We start from the raw sequence: 16,222 nt of genomic DNA on the forward strand, positions 1-16,222 counted from the left end.
GACAAGAGTTAAAAGGAGCCCGGGATGAAGAAGATCGAAGCGATCATCAAGCCGTTCAAACTCGACGAAGTGAAAGAAGCGCTGCAGGACGTCGGCGTCCAGGGTCTCAGCGTGATCGAGGTTAAGGGCTTTGGCCGTCAGAAGGGCCACACTGAATTGTATCGCGGCGCGGAATACGTCGTCGATTTCCTGCCCAAGGTGAAGGTCGAAGTTGTGCTGGACGATGATCAGGTTGACGCAGCCATCGACGCCATCGTCGCGGCCGCAAAGACCGACAAGATCGGCGACGGCAAGATCTTTGTCTCGCCTGTTGAACAAGCCATTCGCATTCGGACCGGTGAGACCGGCCCGGAAGCACTGTAACAAACTCAAAGCAGAGGAATACAAAGTTATGAGCAAGGACGCAGTTCTTCAGCTGATCAAAGACGAGGACGCCGAGTACGTCGACGTTCGCTTCACTGATCCCCGCGGTAAGCTTCAGCACGTCACGCTGATGGCCGATCAGGTTGACGAGGACTTCCTGGAAGAAGGCTTCATGTTCGACGGTTCGTCCATCGCGGGCTGGAAGTCGATCGAAGCATCGGACATGAAACTGATGGTCGACACCGACAGCGCTTATGTCGATCCGTTCTACGCGGAAAAAACCATCTGTGTGCACTGCTCGGTCGTCGAGCCCGACACCGGTGAAGCCTATGAGCGTGACCCGCGCGGCACCGCTCAGAAAGCCGAAGCTTACCTGAAAGCATCGGGTATCGGTGATGTTGCTTATATGGGTCCTGAAGCCGAATTCTTCCTGTTCGATGACGTTCGTTTCTCGAACAGTATCAACAAAGTATCTTACGAAGTTGATGCAACCGATGCATCGTGGAACACCGACACCGAGTACGAGATGGGCAACATGGGCCACCGTCCGGGCGTCAAAGGTGGTTACTTCCCGGTCAACCCGATCGACGAAGCGCAGGACCTGCGTTCGGAAATGCTGTCGACCATGAAGCGTCTGGGCATGAAGGTCGACAAGCACCACCACGAGGTTGCGTCCTGTCAGCACGAGCTGGGCCTGATCTTCGATAGCCTGACCAAGCAGGCGGACGAGCTGCAGAAATACAAGTACATCATCCACAACGTTGCACACGCCTATGGCAAATCGGCCACCTTCATGCCAAAGCCCATCGCAGGTGACAACGGCACCGGCATGCACGTGAACATGTCGATCTGGAAAGACGGCAAGCCCCTGTTTGCAGGCGACAAATATGCTGATCTTTCGGACGAGGCTCTGTACTTCATCGGCGGTATCCTGAAGCACGCCAAGACCCTGAACGCCTTCACCAACCCGGCGACCAACAGCTACAAGCGTCTGATCCCTGGTTTTGAGGCCCCTGTTCTGCGCGCCTACTCGGCACGTAACCGCTCGGGTTGTGTCCGTATTCCGTGGACCGAAAGCCCGAAAGCCAAGCGTGTCGAGGCTCGCTTCCCCGATCCGGCCGCGAACCCCTACCTGGCGTTTGCTGCCCTGCTGATGGCTGGTCTAGACGGCATCAAGAACAAGATCGATCCGGGCGAAGCCATGGACAAGAACCTGTACGACCTTCCTGCCGAGGAACTGGCGGACATCCCGACCGTCTGCGGCAGCCTGCGCGAAGCTCTGGAATCGCTGGCATCGGATCACGACTTCCTGCTGCAGGGCGACGTGTTCACCAAAGACCAGATCGACGGCTACATCGCACTGAAGATGGAAGAGGTCGAAACCTACGAGCACACGCCGCACCCGGTTGAATACGGCATGTATTACAGCTGCTGATCATGTTTAAGGTTTGAAAACATCAAGGGCGTCCACTCGGGCGCCCTTGTTTCAATTGGCGCGATCTCTCACACTCGAACGACCCCGGTTAGGAGAGATCGTATGTCAACGAACGCCCCTTTTTCTCAATTCGCAGACTTCGTGACTTCGAGCGACGAGCTGGAGCGCATAACCGGCGCGCCCCTGCCTCAGATCATTGCCAAAGAGCTGTCCGGACTGGATCAGATGTGCCGCGACTTTATCGCCAAGTCCACATTCTGCCTGATCGCATCAGCCAACCCGGACGGGCATCTGGACATTTCACCTCGCGGCGATCCTGAAGGGTTCGTAAACGTGTTGTCTGACACCTTGATCGCAATACCTGATCGACCGGGGAACAAGCGCGTGGATACGTTCCACAATGTCCTGCTGGACCCGCGCATCAGTCTGATTTTCTTTGTGCCGGGCAAAATGGAAACTCTGCGCCTGCGCGGTTCAGCCCGCATATGCAAGGACCGTGACTTGCTGGACAGTATGGCAATCAACGACCGTTCGCCCAAACTGGCCTTGGTCATTCACGTCGAAACAGTTTTCGCACATTGCCCCAAATGTGTGATCCGCGCAAACCTTTGGCAGCCCGAGCAATGGCCGGATTCCTCGGACCTACCAAATATGAACGCGATGATGGTCAAACACGCCAAAATCAACAAAACGCCCGATGAGTGGTTCGAGAGCTTGAAAGGAACCGGAGAGTTGGACCTGTATTAGCGTCTTTTAGTATGGGGAAATGCAGCGTACCCTTTTTCCTTAAATTCCCAATGTAGGGTTTCCCTGATGCTTCGCTTCGCTCTTTTGATTGCCCTGTCCCTTCCTGCCCTCGCATCAGCCGCGCCATGCGGCAACAACAGCAGCGGCTTTGAAGCATGGAAAAAGGACTTTGCCAGGCAGGCCAAACGCTCGGGTGTCAAAAAGAACGGGCTACAGGCGTTGGCGCAGACCCAATACGCCACCCGCACCATCGCAGCGGACCGCAATCAGAAAAGCTTCAAATACTCTCTGGACAAATTCATGCGCCTACGCGGAGCGGATACCATCGTGGCGCAGGGGCGCAAACGCAAGGCCCGCAACCCGCAATTCTATGCGGCGCTTGAGCGCCAATACGGCGTGCCAGCCGGTGTGCTGATCGCAATTCACGGCATGGAAACCGGATTTGGGAACTTCATGGGCGACAGTCAGGTTGTTTCCGCAATCACAACATTGGCCTACGACTGCCGTAGGTCCGAGTTTTTCATTCCCCACGCGATCGGAGCGCTGAAACTGGTCGATCAAGGCAGCATTACGACCGCGACAAAAGGGGCGAAACATGGCGAACTTGGGCACACCCAGTTTCTGCCGGGCAATGCGATGCAATACGGCGTCGATGCCACTGGCGACGGCCGTGTCGATTTCTACAATATGACGGATGCACTGGCCTCGACCGCCAATTTTCTTCGCAAGAAAGGCTGGAAACCGGGACGCGGCTATCAACAGGGGCAGCCAAATTTTGCGGTCATTCAACAATGGAACGCCGCCTCGGTTTACCAACAATCCATTGCAATTATGGCCGCCCGAATCGACGGCTAAGGTCGCTTTGAAAATCAGGCCGTTTCACCCGAATTTGGCCACATTGTCGCCACAGACACCAAACAGCCCCTAAAATGCCTTGGTTTCCATAGCGTAATCAATCCGGTCGATTTCTCATTTTTTTCCATTTTTGCCCAAATCTGCCCCAGATCGGTTGCTAGATTGTTTCCAAAGACAGGATGCGACAAAGGACGGCGCAGTGACTCCGAAGCACAGCTATCACGGTGGTCTGCAATTCAACGGTAAGACCGAGGACGCGATCGAGCGGTTCAGCGAAATCGTTGCCAAGACCCTTGAGGACTATGGTCATCTGGTCGAGCGCAAGTCCCTGTTGAACAGAACAGAAGCCAGCGTCGTGTCCAGCCAGTATCTGGTGCGTCTGACTCTGGACACGCGGGTGGCCGAAACCGAAGACCGGTTCGAACGCCTTAACCGTGCCGCAGGTTTGAAGACGATCCAGCGGCCGATTGTCACCCTACCGAAAAACCGGCTGACAATCACTGTGACCCCGGTTTCCCCCCTACTGGACGACAGTGAAGTCTCGGAACTAATGCTGGTGGTGATCCTATACCGAATGGTTGACGTCTGCGCGACCCAAAGGGTCGAATGGCTGTCGCCCAACACCGTTCTGACAATCGAACAATTCATGAGCGCATTTGACACGCTGGCCCCAAGCAAGCCACGTGACAGAAAGCAGATTTTCGAGGCAGTGACAGGCCCGTTTGCCGGGCTGGAAGTTACTGACGCAGAAGACCTGGATGAGCCAGAAAAAAAGGCACTGACACCAGTAGCCCGGCCGATCCAGCTGTCGGATGAGCAGTTGCTCAGCATCGCTTTTCGGACAGAACCTATCGAGCAGCCTACCGATCGGGACGACACGCCCCCCCTCGTCCACGAAAAACCCAGTGATATCCTTCGGCTTAGCAGTTGGGGATTAACGGGTGCCGTGGCAAGCGTGTCGGTCCCGATTGCGGCCTCCTTGGCCGCTGTTAACCTGATCAGGGGTGAAGACTTCCGCCTGAATACTCAGGTGCTGGCGTACTCGGTCGCGATTTCCGCTCTCAGCACAAGCGGAGCACTCGCGGACGTCGCCAGCGCGCTGGGCATGTAGCCCGGTTTGAAATGACCCTCCTTGGAGGCCCCGCCATCAGGCGGGGTTTTCCATTTTTGGAACCTGCTCTGCCGCCAGCACATAGGTATGGATTGAGAAAACCACTGCCTGCGTCTCAGGCAGTCGCAGCAGCGTCTGCCGCTCACTTCGCAAGAACCGCGCGTATCGCGGCTCCTGCGGGTCTCGCCGATCGTTCGCACTGCGGGGTTGATGAAGTTCGGCGTCCGCATACCAAAGCGCATTGAACCGCCACAGGGGGCGTCCCGGCTGTATCCCGTCAAACAATCGTTGAACCCGTCGGGCAATGTTGGCGTCGTAGCTGTCAACCGGCTCATGGATGTCGATCAGAGGCCGCATGAATTTCTCGGACAAAGACCAACTGGCAGGAAAGCACAGGATAGCTCCGGTCAGAACATGTTCATCCCCCTGCTTTTGCAGGAGGCAAAAATCTTCCTGCACCAACCGGCACAACGTGTCCAACGGCTGTGAGCGATCGACCGGAACGCCCTGCCCGTCCGGGCGGATGACGTGATCAGTGCACTCGGGATAAACGTGGGTCAGCACTAGCTCCAACAACTCCTGTGCCGCTGGTATGGCGTCAGGATCCATCGACAAAACATCCGCTCGGCAGCCAGCCAAAAGTTCTTCGCGCCTTTGCATCTGGGCGGCAAACGCATCATCGCAGTGCAGCCAATTTTCCATGGTTGCTGGCTGAACGCCCGGCAAGGGGCGATTGTCTAAAGGGTCATACGGGATAGAAGTCTGCAGAATTGTCGTCATGAGCTTGAAGTACCATCAGAATTTTTGCGTGTCGGTCAAAAAGCGACGAATGCACCGTCGCAAATCTTCAAGACGCGTGAAGATTGATTCTTCACGCTTAAAAAACAGGCAGGGAGACCCACCATGAACCGGCACTATCGCGACACCCGCAAGATCGACCCGACCAAAGGTGCGACCCTTGGCGATGGCACCCCGAACGCAAATGACCGGATCGAGATCGGCCCGACGCAGCTTGCGTTCTCGGAATGGGAAAAGGCCGGCCTCACTCTGCCCGATCTGGCGCGGATGCGGGAGCATCGTTGGAAAAGGTTGACGAAGGCTATTGTCGATCGCGGCTACGGCGGGCTGTTGATGTTCGACCCGCTCAACATCCGTTATGCCACTGACAGCACCAATATGCAGCTGTGGAACACGCATAACCCATTTCGTGCGGTTTTGCTGTGTGCCGACGGCTATATGGTGATTTGGGACTACAAGAATTCTCCGTTCCTTTCGACATTCAACCCACTGGTGCGGGAACAGCGGTCCGGCGCTGACCTGTTCTATTTCGACCGGGGCGATAAGGTGGATGTGGCCGCAGATGTGTTTTCAAACGAGGTGCGCGTTCTGATTGACGAACACAGCGGCGGCAACAAGCGCCTTGCCGTGGACAAGATCATGCTGCACGGACTGCGCGCGCTTGAGGCGCAGGGTTTCGAGATCTTGGAGGGCGAGGAGGTCACCGAAAAGACCCGCGCGATCAAAGGTCCTGACGAAATTCTGGCCATGCGCTGCGCCAACCATGCCTGCGAAACCGCCGTCGCCGAGATGGAGAAATTCGCACGTGCGAATGTGGGCGACGGCAAGACCTCGGAAGATGATATCTGGGCCGTTCTGCACGCGGAAAACATCCGGCGCGGCGGCGAATGGATCGAGACCCGCCTGCTGGCTTCGGGCCAACGCACCAATCCGTGGTTTCAGGAATGCGGTCCCCGGATCACGCAACAGAATGAGATCATCGCTTTTGACACCGACCTGATCGGTTCTTACGGCATCTGCATTGATATCTCGCGCACATGGTGGATCGGCGACGAAAAGCCCCGTCCCGACATGGTGTATGCCATGCAGCACGCGCATGAGCACATTATGACCAATATGGAGATGCTGAAACCCGGCGTGATGATCCCCGAACTGACGGCCAACGCACACAAGCTGGATGACAAGTTTCAGGCACAGAAATACGGCTGCCTGATGCACGGCGTGGGTCTGTGCGATGAATGGCCCCTCGTTGCCTACCCGGACAAGGCGGTGGCTGGCTCATACGACTATCCGTTAGAGCCCGGCATGGTCCTGTGTGTCGAGGCGGCTGTTGGAGAGGTTGGCGGCGATTTCTCAATCAAGCTGGAAGATCAGGTTCTGATCACCGAAGACGGGTATGAGAACCTGACCACCTATCCCTTTGATCCGCAACTCATGGGACTGAACTGACGTTTCAGTTCGACCAATGTGAACGCCTGACATTGCCGTGCCAATCTTCCGCCGCAGAATCAGCGACTTGCGCCTTGGTCGAGGCAACGGGTGGCAGGGTTTGACCAAGTACAAAACCGATCACCCCTGTCAGAACGACCACGACCAAAATATCTGGGCGTAGAGCCACGCCCCTCGGATCAGTTGCAATATGGGCCATTTGAACCTCCTGGGCTGCACGTTTGCGATGGTCGTAAGATGGGGAGGTGATATAAATTAGTAAAACGAATATTTTTTTGGTAATACTTCACGAAATTTGATGCTTTAGGATCACAGCAAGGACAAAGGATTGCGCTCAATCTGTTCGCTTCACTCACCTTCCCGTGACGCTTCTTACAATGGGGTTGAGCAGCCAGTCAGTTGCACACACTATTAGTCATCCCGACGAACAAGGAACTGCCATGCCCACCGAACGCATTACTTTTGCCGGTCACGACGGCAACCAATTGGCCGCGCGCCTGGATTTGCCGGACGGGCCGGTCCTGGCAACGGCGCTATTTGCGCATTGTTTTACCTGTTCCAAAGACATCCCAGCCGCGCGCCGGATCGCGGCGCGACTTGCGGCGATGGGCATCGCCGTTCTGCGATTTGACTTTACCGGGCTGGGTCATTCTGGCGGGGAGTTTGCCAACACAACCTTTACCTCCAATGTCGAAGACCTGATCGCAGCGTCGCACTATCTGGCGGGTCGCAACATGGCACCGGCACTGCTCATCGGCCATTCGTTGGGTGGTGCGGCTGTGTTGCGCGCCCGCGCCGGAATTCCCAGCGTCAAGGCCGTGGTCACTTTGGGGGCACCCGCAGATCCGGGCCATGTAGCGCATCACTTCGAAGATGCACTGCCTGAGATCACGCAGGCTGGATCGGCGGACGTGATGTTGGGCGGGCGTCCCTTCCGCATTGGCAAGGCGTTTGTGGATGATATTTCCGAAGCAGCCCTGATGCCTGCTATCGCAGACCTGAAGGCTGCTTTGTTGATTTTGCACGCCCCTCGGGATGAGACCGTAAGCATTGACAATGCCAGCACAATCTTTCTGGCCGCCAAACATCCCAAAAGCTTTGTGACCCTCGACGATGCCGATCACTTGATTACCCGCGCATCCGATGCGGAATACGCAGCAGATGTGATCACCGCATGGGTAACGCGCTACGTCAAGCTCTGCCCGCCAGCGCCACCACCGGGTGCGCCCGAAGGTGTTGTTCGCGTGACCGAAGCTGATCCGGGAGGGTTCCTGCAGGACATTCAGTCCGGCCCACGCCACCACGCCGTTGCGGACGAGCCCGCCTCATACGGCGGCACTGACCGTGGCATGTCGCCCTACGGGTTTGTGTCATCTGGTCTGGGGGCTTGCACATCAATGACTATCCGCATGTACGCGCGGCGCAAGCGGTGGCCGCTGAAAACCGTTTCAGTCGATGTGTGCCACAACAAGGTGCATGCGCAGGACGCGGGGCTGGCCAACGAAGGAAAAGTCGATCAGTTCCGCCGCAAGATCCGCCTTGAAGGTCCGCTGACGGCCGAGCAACGCGCGCGACTGCTGGAAATCGCGGACAAATGCCCGGTCCACAGAACCCTGGAAGGGTCAGCCCAGATCACGACGGAATTACTGGACTGACCCGCTAGCTCAGCGCCGCCCTGCGGGGCGGTGAATGGGAGGCCGAGCCGCCGGTGGCCGTGCGACCGGTGGTCTTGGACGGTTTGGCGGTCGGGACACTGGCGGTCTGTTCGGTGGCTTGGCGATTGGCGGAACAGGACGCGCAGGTGGGCGGCCATCGGGCGGCCGGGGGCGATCCGGCCGGTCGATGTCAATATCCACGTCTACGTCGTGATAGTAGTCATTCCACAGCATCGAGTCGTAGAAGGGGTCATACCCGTATCCAACTCCGACAGTGACGCCGTCACAGGCCGAAAGTGTCAGGCTTGCAGCCCCCAATCCAAGGGCAAGGGTTACGCGTTTGATCAGTTTGCGGGTCATGTGCGCCTCCTCACTGCAGGGACCGGAACGACGCGAACACGGCGTTCAGGTCGTCCACATAAGCTGGATCAGCGCCGTCGCGCAGGATCGCCACGGCAATGGCTACACGCCCCTTCGGCAAGTCGATCACTGAAACTGTAAAGTTAACACCGCGCCCTTCGCGATTGCCTGTCCCGCGAATAACGCGTGCGGGCAACCCGCCGATGCGCGTCGAGGTGGTCTCGGACACCGTTGGATCCTTGACCAGAAACCGGTCGATATCCTCAAGATACCGCAGACCGTCTTCGATCGAGGCCACGCCCGCAGGCGACACAAAACCCATCCAGACATTATCGTCGGTGACAGGCCGCATCCCCATGACCCGGGCAACGGCGCGAGCATCGCCCAACTCGGTATCTTCAATTTCGCGCGGGCCGCCGGTGCGCAACGCCCAAAAGTCGGGCACGGAAAAGCCAAAAAGCGCGCGTCCGTTGTCCGTGTAAGTGACCGGAGTGTCGGCGGACGCCGGCGCACCGCACAACCATAGCGAGGCGCAAACGGCGAGCGCCGAAGAAAATTGAATACGCATATCTCAATAACCTGATGATTTCATTGAATGCAGCTTGGCCTGCACTGGCACCTCTTGTCCAGCATCCCGATATGCAGGCACAAAAAAAACCGCGCCGGGATATCTCCGGGCGCGGTCAAGTCAGATTTGACTTGGCTGGAAGTTACGAGCGTGCGTCGCCCACCAGTTTCCACAGGCCAGGGATCAGCAGTGCAGCCAGCACCAGCTTGATCGCGTCGCCCACCAGGAACGGTGTCAGACCCCACTGCAGGATCGGTTGGTCCCATCCGTACAGCTGGCCCAGCCACAGCAGACCGGGCACGTAGATCACGACATTTGCCAGAACCAGAGCCAACGCCATCTTGCCGAACGAACGGTCCCAGCCCCGCGCGGCCAGTGCGCCCAGCAGAACGGTTGCCAGCAGGTAGCCGACCAGATAGCCGCCAGTGCCGCCCATCATGTAGGTCAGACCAAATTTCTCGGCCGAGGAACCCGCGAATACATCAAAGCCCAGCGCGCCGATCAACAGGTAGCCCAGCATGGTGGCCAGACCCAGACGCGTGCCATAGGCGGTGCCAATGGTCAGCACGGCAAAGGTGCCCATCGTGATCGGGACAGGCCACATCGGGACCTTGATCTTTGCGGCAATTGCCAGAGCCAGAATACCCAGTGCCACCAGCACAACTTGTTTGACGCGCAACGCGGTACCTTCGCGCGGGCCAATCGCATTGGCCAGTACATTCGCATTCATTTTTGCATCTCCACCTTTTTGCACACGCAGAAATGCCCGCTTAGAGGACAGACTGCAACATGAATACGCTATCTTTAGCGGTATTCCGTGCTCATTTCATAGGATTTTCTGGGACCCGAGACGATCCAGCGCACGGTCCAGACCGGCCACGCCGAAAAATCGTAGATTGCATCATAGCTGTCAGGCGGGCAATCGTGGTGGTCAGACGCATGTGCCTGCCCTAGCTCCAGCCGATGAAAATAGCGATCGTCGTCAAAGTGAATGGCAATCGCATCGCCCGCCGCGTGCCACAGATATCTGCGCGTGCCTGTCATCTCGGCCTGCCCCGGCACACGCAACGTGACTTCTTCGTCATAGATCAAGCCTTCTTCAGTCGGTCGCAGAACTGCCTGACCATTGGCCTGCACCACCTGCCCCGCCTGCGCATCCAGAATGGTCCGGGTCAGGGTCCAACGGCCTTCAAAATCCGAGAGACTGTGCGGCAGGTTCATTCGGCAAATGTCCCGTCGGTTATACCCCCGTTATCATCCACGAACCGGATTACATACCCGCTTTGCTGTACGTCATAGCAGGCCCAAAGGTCAGAGGGCGGCCAGAGCGAGCAATAGCGATCCTCGCGCACCGCCCATCGCCCGGCGCTGGGTCTTCCCGAAAAATACTGCGTCAGCATCGTATCGTCGAAGGTTTGCCAGACACCTTCCCCGTAATCGAGCTTTTGTCCGCTCAACGCCTCCAGAATTTCATCCCCCGTCAGCGTTCTGAATTCTTCAGCTGCCAGAAAACCGGGCCACAGGGCCAAAATCAGGGCAAACCGTCTCATCTTTACACTCGCGCCTTGTTCCTTTGCGTGCGCGGGTTTAAACCCCGCCGCAACGCCTCCTGCCAAATCACAATAAGGTGCCGCCGCCAATGATTCCACGCTATTCCCGCCCCGATATGGTCGCCATCTGGTCGCCCGAATCCAAGTTCCGCATCTGGTACGAGATCGAGGCCCATGCCTGCGACGCCATGGCGGATCTGGGAGTGATCCCGCGCGAGAATGCCGAGGCGGTCTGGAAGGCCAAGGACGTCGAATTCGATGTGGCCCGCATTGATGAGATCGAGGCGGTTACCAAACACGACGTCATCGCGTTCCTGACCCATCTGGCCGAACATGTCGGCAGTGAAGAGGCGCGTTTTGTGCATCAGGGCATGACTTCTTCGGACGTGCTGGACACTTGTTTCAACGTGCAGTTGACCCGCGCCGCCGACCTGCTGATCGCCGACCTCGAAGGTCTGCTGGCAGCCTTGAAGCGCCGCGCGATCGAACACAAGGACACCGTCCGCATCGGCCGCAGCCACGGTATCCATGCTGAACCGACAACGATGGGCCTGACCTTTGCCCGGTTCTACGCCGAGATGGACCGCAACCTGTCCCGCATGCGCGACGCCCGCGCTGAAATCGCCACTGGCGCGATCAGCGGCGCGGTTGGCACATTCGCCAATGTTGACCCACGTGTGGAAGAGCATGTCTGCGACCAGCTGGGTCTGGTGCCCGAGCCGATCAGCACCCAGGTCATCCCGCGTGACCGCCACGCGGCATTCTTTGCAACACTGGGTGTCATTGCCAGTAGCATCGAAAACATCGCCATTGAAATTCGCCACATGCAGCGGACAGAGGTGCTGGAGGGAGCCGAGTTCTTCTCGATGGGTCAGAAAGGCTCCTCGGCCATGCCCCACAAGAAGAACCCAGTACTGACCGAAAACCTGACCGGGCTGGCCCGCATGGTGCGCGCGGCGGTGATCCCGGCGATGGAGAACGTGGCGCTGTGGCATGAACGCGATATCTCGCATTCCTCCGTTGAACGGATGATCGGGCCGGACGCCACGATCACACTGGATTTTGCGCTGGCCCGACTGACCGGCGTGATCGACAAGATGCTGATCTTCCCCGAGAACATGATGGAGAACATGAACAAGTTCCCCGGCCTGGTGATGAGCCAACGGGTTCTGCTGGCGCTGACACAAGCAGGTGTCAGCCGTGAAGATGCGTATTCCATGGTTCAACGCAACGCGTTGAAAGTTTGGGAACACCGCACCGATTTCAAAGAGGAATTGCTGGCAGACCCTGATGTCACCGCCGCGCTGAGCCCAGCCGAGATCGAAGAGAAATTCGACCTTGGCTATCACACCAAGCACGTCGATACGATCTTCGCTCGCGTGTTCGGCGAATAAACCACGAATGATAAAACAGTTCGCAGGGCCCGGTTCGCATGACGTGAACCGGGCCCTGCCTTTTTGCCAGACAGGCGAAAACAGGCTATGATGCCTGCGTATGTCCGGACAGGAGAAACACGATGATCCGTACTTTAGTTTGCGCTTTGGCTCTTAGTTGTTCAGCGTCTGTTGCATTGGCCTGCAGTGGTCACTCCAAGCAAACCCAGTCCTGCGCGCCCGGTACAGTTTGGGATGCTGAAGCCCAAACTTGCGCCAAAACTACAAACAGCTGAGAAAAAACTTTCCTATTCGTGAATAAATGCGAGCCTTCGGTTGTTAGCTTTTGAGAAGATCGCACTATGCTTTCTGAGAGCAGCCCAGACAACGGAGTAGGAAAATGCGCCTAGTACTCGCTTCAGCCATCGCCCTTCAGGCATTTGCATTCGCGCCGGTCGCACTTGCCGCCGGTGGCGGTGACAGTAGCCCGCCAAAGCCGACCAACACGACCAAGAAATGTCTGTTCGGTCGCGTCTATGACAAAGACGCCGGACGGTGCGTGAAGCCCAACCAGACCAACTTTACCCAAGATGAGCTGTATGACGCCGTGCGCGAGCTGGCCTATGACGGACAGCTCGAAAACGCACAGGACATCCTGCGCATCATGGATCAGGATGACGATCGCGTTTTGACCTACTGGGGTTTCACTTACCGCAAATTAGGCGAGCTTGAGCTGGCGAATGCCTTCTATTCGAACGCCATTGAGGCGAATCCCGACAACATTCTAGCGCGCAGCTACATGGGTCAGGGCTTTGTCACCGAAGGCAAAACCGACCTTGCCATCGCTCAGTGGCGCGAGATCAAGGCCCGCGGTGGTGAAGGCACCTGGGCCGAAGCCTCCCTGCGCGAGGCGATCCGCACCGGGCTGACTTACAACTACTAAGCTTCAACCTTTCTTTACCCGACTCTCCGTAATCTGCCTGTGGAACAGAATCTTGGCACCACAGGCAGATGCAGGACACAAACTCTTTGGTACAATTGGCACCGGGCACATCGGCGCCCGTCGCCGACGCGCAGGACGACGCGCCCCGCGTCGTGCCCAAGGCGCTTAGCAGCCGACAAAAGGCAGCCGTCGTTGTGCGCCTCTTGTTGAATGAAGGCGCGGATATCCCTCTAGAAGAACTGCCCGATGTGTTGCAGGAAAAGCTGACGCACCAGCTTGGGCAAATGGGACTTGTGGATCGCGTCACGCTGGCGTCCGTCGCACATGAATTTGCCGAAGCACTGGACAGTATCGGCCTTTCTTTTCCACATGGGTTGGCCGGCGCTTTGGATGCAGTCAGCGACAGGATTGCACCGGCAACAGCGGCCAGGTTGCGCAAGGAAGCTGGCGTACGGCAGATCGGCGACCCGTGGCAACGTTTGCGCGAGGTTCCGACGGAAGATCTGGCTGCCATCGCACAAGCTGAAAGTACTGAAATTGCCGCAGTTATGCTGTCCAAGCTGGAAACAGCAAATGCGGCGCAGCTTTTGGGCCACCTGCCCGGGCCGGTGGCGCGCCGTATCACATATGCCGTGTCCAAGACGGCCAACATCACACCCGAAGCTGTTGAACGGATTGGCTGGTCGCTGGCTGCTCAACTTGACCGGCGCCCGGCCACGGCTTTTGCGGATGGCCCCGGCGTGCGCGTGGGCGCGATACTAAATCAGTCCGCAGCCGCAACGCGCGACGGGCTTTTGACAGCGCTGGATGAGGAAGACACCGATTTTGCGGCCCTTGTGCGCCAGTCGATTTTCACCTTCGCCCATATCCCCTCGCGCATTCTACCGAGAGACGTGCCAGCGATTCTGCGTGGCGTGGAACAGGCGGACCTTGTAACTGCGCTGGCCGGTGCCCAGGCCGAAGATGACAAAACCGCAGTCGAGTTCCTGTTGTCCAACATGTCGACCCGCATGGCCGACAACCTGCGCGAAGAGATAAATGAACGCGGCAAGATGAAACTGTCCGAAGCCGAAGACGCAATGACGCTTGTCGTTAGCGCAATTCGCAACCTTGTCGCTGACGGCGCAATAGTGCTGATCGAAGAAGACAGCGAATAGTAACGCATAACCGCGTTCTGGCGGGGGGGGCAGCAAGGCTTTGGTTTGCAACGCTTGTGGTTGCGGTTTCGGCCTTGTATGTCTGGCCGGCAAATCGCAACAGCCGGTGAGACCTATTCATGCCCGTCGAAAAGTCGGAACTAAGCCGCGCAGAGCTTAGAAAATACTACATCACTGGATTGTTCATGAAGGGCGTTATTGGGGGCATGCGTTTGCTGCCCTACGAAACACGCCTGGCCACAATGGGTGCGCTCGCACGTGGGCTTTCGCCGTTGATCGGCTTTACCAAACGCGTGCGCAACAATCTGAAACTGACCTGCCCAGACCTGCCAGAGGCAGAGGTCAAAAGGATCTGCAGCGCCGTCCCTGACAATGCCGGCCGCGCAATCATGGAGCATTTTTCGCCAGAAGGTTTCACCGCACGTCAACGCTCCGCAAAGGTAAGCGGCTCGGGTGTCGCGGCGTTTGATACCGCTGTAGCCGAAGGGCGGCCCATCATGATGATCACTGCGCATTTCGGTCACTATCTGGCCGCGCGCATTGCGCTGCAGGAACGCAGCGGCCAACCGATCGGGTGCCTTTATCGCCGCATGGCGAACCCCTACTTCAACGACCTGTATGTCGAGGCGTTCCATAAAACCGGTTCGCCAATGTTCGAACAAGGCCGTCGCGGAATGGTGGAGATGGTGCGCTCGCTCAAGAAAAGTGGGATCATCGCGATCGTGTCCGATCTGCATGCACATGGCGGTGAAGAACTGACCTTCTTTGGAAAGCCCGCCGTGACCTCGGTGCTAAACGCCGAACTGGCCATGAAGTACAATGCCGTCCTGATCCCGTGCTACGCGGTGCGGCAACCCAACGGTGTGGACTTTGAAATCGTGCTGCACGATCCGGTACCGCACACGGACCCCAAGACCATGACCCAGTTCACCAATGATGATCTTGAGGCCATGGTAAGACAGCATATGGGCCAGTGGTTCTGGATCCACCGCCGCTGGAAAGCCTGGAACGGTCTGGGCGTTCAGCCCGATGATATGCCCTGATTACTTGACCCTCGCGGCAGCCACGATCGGGCCATGCCCTGCCCTTTGCACCAGCACAACAGCGGGCAGGTCGGGTTCCACTGTCACCGAAAACGCCTGAGGCGCGACGCCGTCCCATTGGCCTGCGACATGCCAGGCTTCGACAACATTGGCATAGTCCAACTCGTGCCCGGCCAGCTCTCCGCGCCGGATCGAGGCATGCCGCATCGGTGAATACTGAATGACGCGGATGTCGTAGGTCTCACCGGCCGGCAGTTCGACCGGTGTCACATCCACCGAGACGTCATCACCCGAACGCACAGCCGTCACGGACGCTTGCGCGGCGGCCGTCAGGTGCGCGTCGATCAGGCGATCCAATTCTTGCGATTGTGCCCCAACCACGTCCTGCTGACCGTTCACCACCATCTGAGGCGTGTAGATCATCGACCGCCCGCCTTCCCGTGCATAGGCGCGCTGACGCCGGGTGTGATCCGGGTCGGCGTATTCGTCTTTCCACCCGATGTAATCCCAATAATCGACATGCAGCGCGAGACCGATCACATCATCCCGTTTGGCCAATTCATGCATGATCTGATCAGCCGGCGGGCAGGACGAACAGCCCTGAGAAGTAAACAGTTCAACCACAACCGGATCCCCCTCGGCCATGGCAGCAGTGGATAGAAACAGGGAAGTAAGCGCTGTTGCGCGAAGGGATCTGAACATTACGGGTCTCGGGCCTTTGGCTGGGTGTACTGCCCGGTTTAAACGGAAGCCCGTTCAACCTCCAATCAACGTTTCTTGAGACACGTGGCCAACGTTACCCTTACAATTTGTGT

Annotated in this window: 19 protein-coding genes; 11 read left to right on the top strand and 8 right to left on the bottom strand. The window is 57.7% G+C overall.

Annotation, left to right across the window (positions count from 1 at the left end; all coding sequences use genetic code 11):
• Positions 1 to 24 precede the first annotated feature (24 nt).
• From GOW16_RS10570 to GOW16_RS10590, 5 genes are all read left to right on the top strand, one after another.
• Positions 25 to 363 carry a P-II family nitrogen regulator gene (locus GOW16_RS10570; protein WP_058274017.1) on the top strand — a complete coding sequence of 113 codons (339 nt, stop codon included), beginning with the start codon at positions 25 to 27 and terminating at the stop codon, positions 361 to 363.
• A 28-nt stretch (positions 364 to 391) separates the two neighbouring features.
• Positions 392 to 1,798: a type I glutamate--ammonia ligase gene (gene glnA, locus GOW16_RS10575; RefSeq protein WP_170414377.1), complete on the top strand. Its 1,407-nt coding sequence runs from the start codon at positions 392 to 394 to the stop codon at positions 1,796 to 1,798.
• Between the two features lie 102 nt (positions 1,799 to 1,900).
• Positions 1,901 to 2,545, top strand: coding sequence for an MSMEG_1061 family FMN-dependent PPOX-type flavoprotein (locus tag GOW16_RS10580; protein WP_170414380.1), 645 nt, complete (start codon positions 1,901 to 1,903; stop codon positions 2,543 to 2,545).
• A 66-nt stretch (positions 2,546 to 2,611) separates the two neighbouring features.
• A complete protein-coding gene (locus GOW16_RS10585) occupies positions 2,612 to 3,400 on the top strand; it encodes a lytic murein transglycosylase (RefSeq protein ID WP_170414382.1) in 789 nt (262 codons plus the stop codon).
• Positions 3,401 to 3,599: 199 nt separating this feature from the next.
• Positions 3,600 to 4,511, top strand: coding sequence for a hypothetical protein (locus GOW16_RS10590; protein WP_368039884.1), 912 nt, complete (start codon positions 3,600 to 3,602; stop codon positions 4,509 to 4,511).
• A gap of 36 nt (positions 4,512 to 4,547) precedes the next feature.
• Here GOW16_RS10590 and GOW16_RS10595 read toward each other — a convergent pair whose 3' ends face one another.
• Positions 4,548 to 5,291 carry a heme-dependent oxidative N-demethylase family protein gene (locus GOW16_RS10595; protein ID WP_170414388.1) on the bottom strand — a complete coding sequence of 248 codons (744 nt, stop codon included), beginning with the start codon at positions 5,289 to 5,291 and terminating at the stop codon, positions 4,548 to 4,550.
• A 123-nt stretch (positions 5,292 to 5,414) separates the two neighbouring features.
• On the opposite strand from GOW16_RS10595, the gene dddP reads away from it, so the two are divergent.
• Positions 5,415 to 6,758, top strand: coding sequence for a dimethylsulfonioproprionate lyase DddP (dddP, locus tag GOW16_RS10600; RefSeq protein ID WP_170414391.1), 1,344 nt, complete (start codon positions 5,415 to 5,417; stop codon positions 6,756 to 6,758).
• 4 nt (positions 6,759 to 6,762) lie between these two features.
• On the opposite strand, the gene GOW16_RS10605 is transcribed toward dddP, so the two are convergent.
• Complete coding sequence (locus GOW16_RS10605; RefSeq protein WP_170414394.1) at positions 6,763 to 6,957, bottom strand: hypothetical protein; 195 nt, start codon at positions 6,955 to 6,957, stop codon at positions 6,763 to 6,765.
• Between the two features lie 241 nt (positions 6,958 to 7,198).
• Between GOW16_RS10605 and GOW16_RS10610 the strand changes: the two genes are divergently transcribed.
• Complete coding sequence (locus GOW16_RS10610; RefSeq protein ID WP_170414396.1) at positions 7,199 to 8,413, top strand: bifunctional alpha/beta hydrolase/OsmC family protein; 1,215 nt, start codon at positions 7,199 to 7,201, stop codon at positions 8,411 to 8,413.
• A 9-nt stretch (positions 8,414 to 8,422) separates the two neighbouring features.
• On the opposite strand, the gene GOW16_RS10615 is transcribed toward GOW16_RS10610, so the two are convergent.
• From GOW16_RS10615 to GOW16_RS10635, 5 genes are all read right to left on the bottom strand, one after another.
• Positions 8,423 to 8,773, bottom strand: coding sequence for a hypothetical protein (locus GOW16_RS10615; RefSeq protein WP_170414399.1), 351 nt, complete (start codon positions 8,771 to 8,773; stop codon positions 8,423 to 8,425).
• A 10-nt stretch (positions 8,774 to 8,783) separates the two neighbouring features.
• A complete protein-coding gene (locus GOW16_RS10620) occupies positions 8,784 to 9,341 on the bottom strand; it encodes a hypothetical protein (RefSeq protein ID WP_170414401.1) in 558 nt (185 codons plus the stop codon).
• A gap of 142 nt (positions 9,342 to 9,483) precedes the next feature.
• On the bottom strand, positions 9,484 to 10,071 hold the full coding sequence (locus GOW16_RS10625; protein WP_170414406.1) for a biotin transporter BioY: 588 nt from the start codon (positions 10,069 to 10,071) through the stop codon (positions 9,484 to 9,486).
• A gap of 74 nt (positions 10,072 to 10,145) precedes the next feature.
• Positions 10,146 to 10,562, bottom strand: coding sequence for a DUF6314 family protein (locus GOW16_RS10630; protein ID WP_170414409.1), 417 nt, complete (start codon positions 10,560 to 10,562; stop codon positions 10,146 to 10,148).
• Positions 10,559 to 10,891 carry a hypothetical protein gene (locus tag GOW16_RS10635; RefSeq protein WP_170414412.1) on the bottom strand — a complete coding sequence of 111 codons (333 nt, stop codon included), beginning with the start codon at positions 10,889 to 10,891 and terminating at the stop codon, positions 10,559 to 10,561. Before GOW16_RS10635 ends, GOW16_RS10630 begins: the two co-directional genes overlap by 4 nt.
• A gap of 89 nt (positions 10,892 to 10,980) precedes the next feature.
• Between GOW16_RS10635 and purB the strand changes: the two genes are divergently transcribed.
• The 4 genes from purB (at position 10,981) to GOW16_RS10655 (ending at position 15,407) form a co-directional block, all read left to right on the top strand.
• Entirely contained in the window at positions 10,981 to 12,285 is a 1,305-nt protein-coding gene (gene purB, locus GOW16_RS10640) for an adenylosuccinate lyase (RefSeq protein ID WP_170414415.1), read from the top strand.
• A 379-nt stretch (positions 12,286 to 12,664) separates the two neighbouring features.
• Positions 12,665 to 13,207 carry a tetratricopeptide repeat protein gene (locus GOW16_RS10645; protein WP_170414418.1) on the top strand — a complete coding sequence of 181 codons (543 nt, stop codon included), beginning with the start codon at positions 12,665 to 12,667 and terminating at the stop codon, positions 13,205 to 13,207.
• A gap of 68 nt (positions 13,208 to 13,275) precedes the next feature.
• Positions 13,276 to 14,364 carry a flagellar motor switch protein FliG gene (locus tag GOW16_RS10650; protein ID WP_170414421.1) on the top strand — a complete coding sequence of 363 codons (1,089 nt, stop codon included), beginning with the start codon at positions 13,276 to 13,278 and terminating at the stop codon, positions 14,362 to 14,364.
• Positions 14,365 to 14,483: 119 nt separating this feature from the next.
• Positions 14,484 to 15,407: a lysophospholipid acyltransferase family protein gene (locus GOW16_RS10655; protein WP_170414424.1), complete on the top strand. Its 924-nt coding sequence runs from the start codon at positions 14,484 to 14,486 to the stop codon at positions 15,405 to 15,407.
• On the opposite strand, the gene GOW16_RS10660 is transcribed toward GOW16_RS10655, so the two are convergent.
• Positions 15,408 to 16,109: a DUF1223 domain-containing protein gene (locus GOW16_RS10660; protein ID WP_170414427.1), complete on the bottom strand. Its 702-nt coding sequence runs from the start codon at positions 16,107 to 16,109 to the stop codon at positions 15,408 to 15,410. It abuts the gene before it with no gap.
• Between the last annotated feature and the right edge of the window lie 113 nt (positions 16,110 to 16,222).

The sequence above is a fragment of the Ruegeria atlantica genome, assembly GCF_013033965.1.
GTDB classification, from domain to species: Bacteria; Pseudomonadota; Alphaproteobacteria; order Rhodobacterales; family Rhodobacteraceae; genus Ruegeria; species Ruegeria atlantica_D.